General features: G+C 71.2%; 7 protein-coding genes. 4 read left to right on the top strand and 3 right to left on the bottom strand.

Going from position 1 to position 7,973, the window contains the following annotated elements; all coding sequences use genetic code 11:
• Positions 1–657 precede the first annotated feature (657 nt).
• Positions 658–954: a DUF1540 domain-containing protein gene (locus AB0I89_RS30985; RefSeq protein ID WP_355052875.1), complete on the top strand. Its 297-nt coding sequence runs from the start codon at positions 658–660 to the stop codon at positions 952–954.
• 16 nt (positions 955–970) lie between these two features.
• Here the strand turns inward: AB0I89_RS30985 and AB0I89_RS30980 are convergent, their stop codons facing one another.
• Positions 971–2,971: a protein meaA gene (locus AB0I89_RS30980; RefSeq protein WP_357134025.1), complete on the bottom strand. Its 2,001-nt coding sequence runs from the start codon at positions 2,969–2,971 to the stop codon at positions 971–973.
• A 150-nt stretch (positions 2,972–3,121) separates the two neighbouring features.
• On the opposite strand from AB0I89_RS30980, the gene AB0I89_RS30975 reads away from it, so the two are divergent.
• Positions 3,122–3,973 (top strand): ABC transporter ATP-binding protein, encoded by an 852-nt coding sequence (locus tag AB0I89_RS30975; RefSeq protein WP_357134022.1) that lies wholly within the window; start codon positions 3,122–3,124, stop codon positions 3,971–3,973.
• Entirely contained in the window at positions 3,970–4,815 is an 846-nt protein-coding gene (locus tag AB0I89_RS30970) for an ABC transporter permease (RefSeq protein ID WP_357134019.1), read from the top strand. The genes AB0I89_RS30975 and AB0I89_RS30970 overlap by 4 nt, the downstream gene beginning before the upstream one ends.
• Positions 4,816–4,859: 44 nt before the next feature.
• On the opposite strand, the gene AB0I89_RS30965 is transcribed toward AB0I89_RS30970, so the two are convergent.
• Positions 4,860–5,708 carry a 3-hydroxyacyl-CoA dehydrogenase family protein gene (locus AB0I89_RS30965; protein WP_357134017.1) on the bottom strand — a complete coding sequence of 283 codons (849 nt, stop codon included), beginning with the start codon at positions 5,706–5,708 and terminating at the stop codon, positions 4,860–4,862.
• A gap of 165 nt (positions 5,709–5,873) precedes the next feature.
• On the opposite strand from AB0I89_RS30965, the gene AB0I89_RS30960 reads away from it, so the two are divergent.
• Positions 5,874–6,518: a hypothetical protein gene (locus AB0I89_RS30960; protein ID WP_357134014.1), complete on the top strand. Its 645-nt coding sequence runs from the start codon at positions 5,874–5,876 to the stop codon at positions 6,516–6,518.
• Here the strand turns inward: AB0I89_RS30960 and AB0I89_RS30955 are convergent.
• The gene (locus AB0I89_RS30955; RefSeq protein WP_357134011.1) at positions 6,509–7,954 is read right to left on the bottom strand and encodes a serine/threonine-protein kinase; all 1,446 of its coding nucleotides are present in this window, start codon (positions 7,952–7,954) and stop codon (positions 6,509–6,511) included. The genes AB0I89_RS30960 and AB0I89_RS30955 overlap by 10 nt on opposite strands.
• Between the last annotated feature and the right edge of the window lie 19 nt (positions 7,955–7,973).

Genomic DNA, 7,973 nt, shown 5'->3' with positions numbered 1-7,973 from the left:
GGTCCGGGTGTAACGACCCGGGGGGCGGGGCCATTCCCGGGGGCCGACGATCCGCGAGGGCTCGTCGTGCCGGGACCGGGTGTAACGACCTGCGGCCCGCGGCCATTCCCGCAGACCGGCAGGCCCGCGAACCGGCGGGGCCCGTCGCGCCGAGTCCGGGTCCAACGACCTGCGGCCCGGGGTCATTCCCGGGGGGCGATGATCCGGGTCTTGCGCACGAGGCCACCTCGCGCAGAGTCCAAAACGGGACATAACCCCGGCCGGCAGCGCGATCGGCGGGGCCGGCGGGGCGCAGGGGCCAGCGCGATCGGCGCGGCCAGCGATCGCCGCGGCCAGTGGGGGCGGCGGGGCCGGCGGGGACCGGCGGGGGCGCATCCGAGCGATGATCGACTCGACATCGCCGAAGTCGGGGTATCCGGGGCCGGTTGACACCGCGGTATCGGTGATCTCGTGTCGATCATGCCGGCATCGCCGATCACGCCGACCTCGCCGATCACGGCCGCATCGCCGATCACGCCGGGCATCGCCGATCACGCCTGGCATCGCCGATCACACCCGCATCGCCGATCACGCGCCGGGGTGGCCAGACGGGCGTATCGGGGTGAGCGCAGGCCGGCAAATGCCTAATATCGGGGCAGGAGCCTAGAGGAGGTTGGCATGACCACTGCAATGGAGATGCCCCGAGTCCAGGAATGCGTCGTCGCGGCATGCGCGTACAACCAGGGCGGTGACTGCCACGCCTTCGCCATCACCATCGGCAGCATGGACCACGCGCACTGCCACACCTTCGTCGAGTCGCCCGTGCGGGGCGGGGTGGACGGCCTCACCGCGCAGGTGGGCGCCTGCCAGCGTTCCGACTGCCGGCACAACGAGCAGTTGGAGTGCCACGCCTCGTCGATCAAGGTGGGGCCGGACAACGACCTGGCCGACTGCATGACGTACGCCGGTCGCTGACTCCGACGGGACCGGGTCAGGGCAGGTCGTTGGCCCGCCGGATGACCGTCACCAGGTCGTCGATGATCCCGGTGAGGGCGAAGTCCTTCGGGGTGAAGACCCGGGCCACCCCGGCGGCGAGCAGGGTGTCGGCGTCACCGACGGGGATGATGCCGCCCACCACCACGGGCAGGTCCGCCCGGCCGGCGGCCCGCAGCCCGTCGAGCACCGCGGGCACGGCCGCCAGGTGTGAGCCGGACAGCACGGACAGCCCGACCAGGTCGACGTCCTCCTCGACGGCGGCGGCGACGATCTGGCCGGCGGTCAGCCGGATGCCCTGGTAGACGACCTCGAAGCCGGCGTCGCGGGCGCGTACCGCGATCTGCTCGGCGCCGTTTGAGTGCCCGTCCAGGCCGGGCTTGCCGACCAGCAACCGCAGCCGTCCGCTGCCCAGCTCGCGGGCGGTGGCGGCCACCCGCTCGCGGACCGCCGCGAGACCCGCGTCGCCGCCGCTGCCGGTGGCGCCGGACAGGCCGGTCGGCGCCCGGTACTCACCGAAGACGTCGCGCAGCGCGCCGGCCCACTCCCCGGTGGTCACCCCGACCCGTACACACTCCAGGGTCGCCGGCATCAGGTTGGCGGTGGTCGCGGCGTCCGCGCGGAGCCGGGCCAGTGCCGCGTCGACCGCCGCGCCGTCCCGCCCGGCACGCCACTCGCGTACGGAGGCGACGGCGACCGCCTCGACCATGGGATCGACCTGTTCGACGGCCTCGGCGCCCGCCGCCGTCAACGGGGATGGTTCGGTCTCGGCGAAGCGGTTGACGCCGACCACCACGTCGAGTCCGGACTCCATCCGGCGACGGCGCTCGGCCAGCGAGGCGACCAGCGCGCTCTTGAGATAGCCCGTCTCCACGGCGGCCACCACACCGCCCATCTCCAACACGGCGTCCAGCTCCACGCGCGCCCCGCTGACGATCTCGTCGACGAGTGCGGTCATCACGTGCGAACCGGCGAAGAGGTCGGGGTATTCGAGCAGGTCCGACTCGTACGCCAGAACCTGCTGCATCCGGAGCGACCACTGCTGGTCCCAGGGCCGGGGCAGGCCGAGCGCCTCGTTCCAGGCCGGCAGTTGCACGGCACGGGCTCGGGCGTCGCGGGACATCGTCACGCCGAGCATCTCCAGCACGATGCGCTGGATGTTGTTCTCCGGCTGTGCCTCGGTGAGGCCGAGCGAGTTGACCTGTACGCCGTAGCGGAACCGCCGCTGCCGGGCCTCGGTGACGCCGTACCGCTCCCGGGTGATCCCGTCCCACAGCACGCCGAACGCGCGCATCTTGGCGATCTCCTCGACGAAACGCACCCCGGCGTTGACGAAGAACGAGACCCGCTGCACCACGTCACCCATCCGCTCGGCGGGCACCTGACCGGAGTCGCGGACCGCGTCGAGGACGGCGACGGCGGTGGCCAGCGCGAAGCCGACCTCCTGCACGGGTGTCGCGCCAGCTTCCTGAAGGTGGTACGAGCAGACGTTGACCGGGTTCCACCTCGGCATCGTCGTCAGGGTGTGCGCGATGACGTCCGCCGTCAGCCGCAGCGAGGCCGCCGGCGGGAAGATGTACGTCCCCCGGGACAGGTACTCCTTGATGATGTCGTTCTGGGTGGTGCCGGCGAGCAGGTCGGCGCTCGACCCCTGCTCGGTGGCCACGGCCGCGTAGAGGGCGAGCAGCCACATCGCCGGCGCGTTGATGGTCATCGAGGTGTTCGTCCCGGCGAGCGGGATGCCGTCGAAGAGCGCCCGCATGTCGCCGAGGTGGGCCACCGGCACGCCGACCCGGCCCACCTCACCGGCGGCCAGCTCGTGGTCGGGGTCGTAGCCGGTCTGGGTGGGCAGGTCGAAGGCGACCGACAGGCCGGTCTGCCCCTTGGCGAGGTTGCGGCGGAAGAGCGCGTTGGTCGCGGCGGCCGACGAGTGGCCGGCGTACGTGCGCATGACCCACGGGCGGTCCCGCTCGGGCAGCCGGGTCGGCGTCTCATCCATGGCCGGAGTCTAAGTTACCGTTCAGTAGAAGACGTTGTGGAAAACCACACAGGTCCATGTCGAGGACGGCCGGGTGCGAAGCGCCCGCCGTGGCCGGCACCGCCACACCCCGGGCGTCGACCGGTGGCCACCAGGACGCACACTGGACGCATGGATGACGAGCTGGCCATCTCCGTCCGAGGGCTGCGCAAGGCGTACGGCGACAACGTGGCGGTGGCGGGCGTGGACCTCGACGTCCACCGGGGCGAGGTGTTCGCGTTGCTCGGCCCGAACGGCGCGGGCAAGACCACGACCGTGGAGATCCTGGAGGGCTACCGGCACCGGGACGCCGGTGAGGTGTCCGTGCTCGGCGTTGACCCGGCCCGACCGGACGCCGACTGGCGCTCCCGGGTCGGCATCGTGCTCCAGGGCACCGGCGAGTTCGACGAGCTGACCGTGGCCGAGGTGGTCCGGCACTTCTCCGGGTTCTATCCGGACGCGGACGACCCCGCCAAGGTGATCGAACGGGTCGGGCTGGCGGCGAAGGCGAAGGCTCGTACGCACACCCTCTCCGGCGGGCAGAAGCGCCGCCTCGACGTGGCGCTGGGCATCATCGGCCGCCCCGAGCTGCTCTTCCTCGACGAGCCGACCACCGGCTTCGACCCGGAGGCCCGCCGCGAGTTCTGGGAGCTGATCCGCGACCTCGCCGCAGCCGGCACCACGATCGTGCTCACCACGCACTACCTGGACGAGGCGGAGGCGCTCGCCGACCGGGTCGGCGTGATCGCCGGCGGCCGGCTGGTCGAGGTAGCCGCGCCCAACCGGCTGGGCAACCGCCAGGATGCGCTCGCGACGGTCTCCTGGCGTACCCCGGAAGGGACGTGGGAGAGAGCGCAGAGCGCGACGCCGACGGCCCTCGTGGCCGACCTGGCCGCGCGCTACGGCGGCGAGGTCCCCGGGCTCACGGTGACCCGGCCGACCCTGGAGGACGTCTACCTCACGATGATCGGACATTCGCGATGACGACCACGACGAAGCCGGCGACGCCGGTCGCCGCGACCCCGGGCCGACGGCCGGGCGTCGGCACGCTCGCCCTGCGCCAGGGCCGACTGGAGATCACCCAGTTCCTGCGCAGCCGGGAGTCCGTGGTCTTCACGATGGGCTTCCCCATCATCATGATCCTGATCTTCGCGTCGATCTTCCACGGGACGATCGGCGGCGGGGTCCGGTTCACCCAGTACTTCATCACCGGCATGATCGCCACCGGCCTGATGACGGTGAGCTTCCAGAACCTGGGCATCTGGATCCCGATCGAGCGGGACCGGGGGGTGCTCAAGCGCTACCGGGGCACGCCGATGCCGAAGTGGGTCTGGTTCGCCGGCAAGGTGATCATGGTGGTGGCGATCGGGATCGCCGAGACCGCGCTGCTGCTGGCCGTCGCGGTGGCGCTGTTCGACCTGAACCTGCCGGGCACCGCCGGGAAGTGGTTCACCTTCGGCTGGGTCTCCGTGCTCGGGGTGACCGCCTGCACCCTGTGCGGCATCGCCATCTCGTCGCTGGCCCGCACCGCCCGCAGCGGTTCGGCGGTGGTGACTCCGGTCGCGCTGGTGCTCCAGTTCATCTCCGGGGTGTTCTTCGTCTTCACCGACCTGCCCACCTGGATGCAGCAGGTCGCCGCGTTCTTCCCGCTCAAGTGGATGTGCCAGGGCCTGCGGTCGGTGTTCCTGCCGGAGAGCTTCGGGGCGCAGGAGCCGGGCGGCTCGTTCGAGCTGGGGCGGGTCGCCCTGGTACTGGCCCTGTGGTGTGTGATCGGGCTCGTGCTCTGCCTGACCACCTTCCGCTGGACCACCAAGCGCGACGGCTGAGCGGGCCGACCGGGGCGGGCAGCCCCGCCCCGGTCGTCACCCGCTCAGTACGTGTAGAAGCCCTTGCCGGTCTTGCGGCCCAGGTCACCGGCGGTGACCATGCGCTGGAGCAGCTCCGGCGGGAAGAACTTCTCGTCGGCCGTGTCGGTGTAGATGTTCTTCGAGGCGTGCAGCAGCACGTCCACGCCGGTCAGGTCGGTGGTGGCCAGCGGACCCATGGCGTGCCCGAAGCCGAGCCGGCAGGCGGTGTCCAGGTCCTCGGCGGACACCACGCCCGACTCGACCAGCTTGACCGCCTCCATGACCAGGGCGGAGATCAGCCGCGTGGTGACGAAGCCGGCGATGTCGCGGTTGACCACGACGACGGTCTTGCCGATCTCCTCGGCGAAGGCGCGCGCCGTGTCGAGCGTGGCGTCGCTGGTCTTGTAGCCGCGCACCAGCTCGCAGAGCTGCATCATCGGCACCGGGGAGAAGAAGTGGGTGCCGACGACGGCCTCCGGCCGCTCGGTGACCGCCGCGATCTGGGTGACCGGAATGGCCGACGTGTTGGTGGCGAGCACCGCGTCGGACTTGCAGATCTTGTCCAGCGCCCGGAACACCTCGTGCTTGATCTCCAGCCGCTCGAAGACCGCCTCGACCACGATGTCCGCGTCCGCCGCCGCCTCCAGGTCGGTGGTCGGGGTGATCCGCGCGAGGGTCGCCTCGACGTCGGACGCCTCGATCTTGCCCTTCTCGGCGAACTTCTCCAGCGACTTCCGGATGCCGCCGAGCCCCCGGGTGGTGGCCGCGTCGTCCAGGTCGCGCAGCGTCACCTGCCAGCCCGCCTGCGCCGCCACCTGGGCGATGCCGGAGCCCATCAGCCCGGCCCCGACGACCGCGAGTCGACCCGCCATCTGCTTCTCCCTCACTGCGATTGAGTGCCTGCCTGCACCCTAGTCGGCGAGCCTGAACGATGACTAAGGGCAGGTGACGAATTCGCGACTCGCCGGAGCGAACAAACTCCCGAGTGGGTGCATCGAACCCTACGACAACCAACAAGTGGCAACAGCCTGGAGCTCATGATGCGCGCAACGTCCATGGTCGGAACCCTCACCTGCCTCCTGCTCGTCGCGGCGTGCTCGTCGCCCGCACACCAGGACGGCAACGCCGCGCCGGCCGGCTCGCCCGAACCGACGACCAGCGCGGTCACCACCGGCAGCCCCATCCCGCCGCCTATCTCTCCCTCCTCGACCTCTCCCTCCTCGACGCCGTCCGCCCGGCCGTCCAGCACCGCGACCCGCCCCACGTCGCTCGTCCTGGGTCCGAACGGCATCGGTTCACTCAAGCTCGGCATGACCCGCCAGCAGGCCACCGGGACGGGACTGCTGCGGGCGTTCGCCAGCAACACGGGCGGCTGCACGCCGTCGTACCTGCGCGCCGCCCGCAGCGAGGAGGGGGCCGTCCTTCTCTCGTCGACGCTGGGTATCGCGACCATCGACGCGTACGAGGGGATCAAGACGCCCGAGGGAGCACGCATCGGCATGTCGAGCGCCGAGATGCTGCGGATCTACCCGGCCTGGACGGCGGCCGACGGAGACGCGACGAACGGTCGTGGCTTCGCGAAGACCCCCGGCAACAGCAAGGCCGTCTACCGCATCGAGACGATCAAGGGCAAGGTCGTCCAGTTGACCCTCCAGTACGCGAACCAGGACTGCTACGAGTAGACGGACCCGAAACGGCCGGCCTGCGGCGCCAGCGCGCTGGACAACCGCAGGCCGGCCAGGATCTCGTCGGTCAGGTCCGCGTCGCCGACCTGCTTGATCTGCAGGTAGACGCCGTAGCGACGCTGCGGCACGGCGATCACGACCTCGCTGAACGAGACGGAGGCGGCACACGAGGTCCACCGCCGTACCAGCGCCCGGTCGCCGCCCACGTCCAAGGTCCGGTCGGGCTGCTGGACACAGGAGGCGTGGCTGGGTAACGCCGGCGCCAGGTCGCCGCCGAGCAGGGCCCTGCTCACCCCGACGAACACACCGGGCATCCCACTCGCCGGATCCGGCCAGACGGCGAGATCCGGGGCCACCACGAGACCCGGCGCCTGGCCGGCCGCGAGGCGCAGCACCGAAGGGTCCCAGCCGGCGTCCTTCACCTGGCCGGCCCAGTTCGCCGGCACCGCGACCGAAAGGGCGCCGGAGACATCGTGTACGCGAACCCACCCGGACCGTTCCGACAAGGTGGAGCTGGAACCGGTCGTCGCCAGCAGGGCGCCCAGGGCGACCCCGACGCCGACGACCCTCCCCAACTGCCGCACGAACCGACCACGGCCGGCCTCCCGCTCCGTCGACGCGATGACCCGCTGGAGTTCCTCGAGCATCACCGCGGCGGACGCCCAGCGTTGCCGCGGGTCGGGATGCAGCGCACGCCGCACCAGGTCGTCCACTTCGGAGGGGACTCCGGGCCGAAGCTGGGACGGACGGGGGAGAGAACGTCCGGCCCGGCCCGATCGGCTGCCAGCGGACCATGCCGGGTCGGGCGGGCGGCCGGTCACCATGTGGTAGGTCGTCGCGCCGATCGCGTACACGTCCGCGCGGATGTCCAGACCGCCACCGGCGGTGGCCTGCTCGGGCGGCATGTAGCCGGGTGTGCCGGCCGCGATCGTGAAGCCGGACGCGTTGGCGAGCGCCTTGGCCAGGCCAAGGTCGGCGACGAGCACCCGATCCCGACCCGCCGCCGGTTGAAACAACACGTTGGACGGCTTGAGATCCCGGTGCAGCACGCCGGCCTCGTGCAGCACCATGACGGCGCGGGTGATGTCGGAGGCGACGAGCAGCGCCTCCCGGACGGACATCGGTCCCGCAGCGAGTCGATCCGCGAGGGTGCCACCGGCCGCGTACGGCATCACCAGGTACGGGCGTCCGTCCGGCAGCTCACCGACGTCGAGCACACGCACGAGCAGGCTCGAGTCCGTCCGGCGCATGATCCGCGCCTCCTGCTCGAACCGCTCCCGCAGATCGGAGTGGTACGACCAGTTGTCGGCCAGCACCTTGATCGCGACGGAGGCGTCCAGAGCATCGTCGGCGCCGAGCCACACGGTGGCGAACGCTCCGGATCCGATACGCCCTACAACGCGGTATCGGCCGATCCTGCCGGGTACTGACACGCCCGTATTATGGCCGACT

Origin of the sequence: Micromonospora sp. NPDC049801 (assembly GCF_040656575.1) — a bacterium.
Classification (GTDB): Bacteria; Actinomycetota; Actinomycetes; order Mycobacteriales; family Micromonosporaceae; genus Micromonospora.
The sequence above is the reverse complement of the archived record's forward strand: the minus strand, read 5'-3'. Positions and strand labels throughout refer to the sequence as shown.

Excerpts from the sequence above, each read along its gene's own strand:
- AB0I89_RS30970 (WP_357134019.1), top strand. The coding sequence starts at position 3,970 with ATGACGACCACGACGAAGCCGGCGACGCCGGTCGCCGCGACCCCGGGC.
- AB0I89_RS30965 (WP_357134017.1), bottom strand. The coding sequence starts at position 5,708 with ATGGCGGGTCGACTCGCGGTCGTCGGGGCCGGGCTGATGGGCTCCGGC.
- AB0I89_RS30980 (WP_357134025.1), bottom strand. The coding sequence starts at position 2,971 with ATGGATGAGACGCCGACCCGGCTGCCCGAGCGGGACCGCCCGTGGGTC.
- AB0I89_RS30985 (WP_355052875.1), top strand. The coding sequence starts at position 658 with ATGACCACTGCAATGGAGATGCCCCGAGTCCAGGAATGCGTCGTCGCG.
- AB0I89_RS30960 (WP_357134014.1), top strand. The coding sequence starts at position 5,874 with ATGATGCGCGCAACGTCCATGGTCGGAACCCTCACCTGCCTCCTGCTC.
- AB0I89_RS30975 (WP_357134022.1), top strand. The coding sequence starts at position 3,122 with ATGGATGACGAGCTGGCCATCTCCGTCCGAGGGCTGCGCAAGGCGTAC.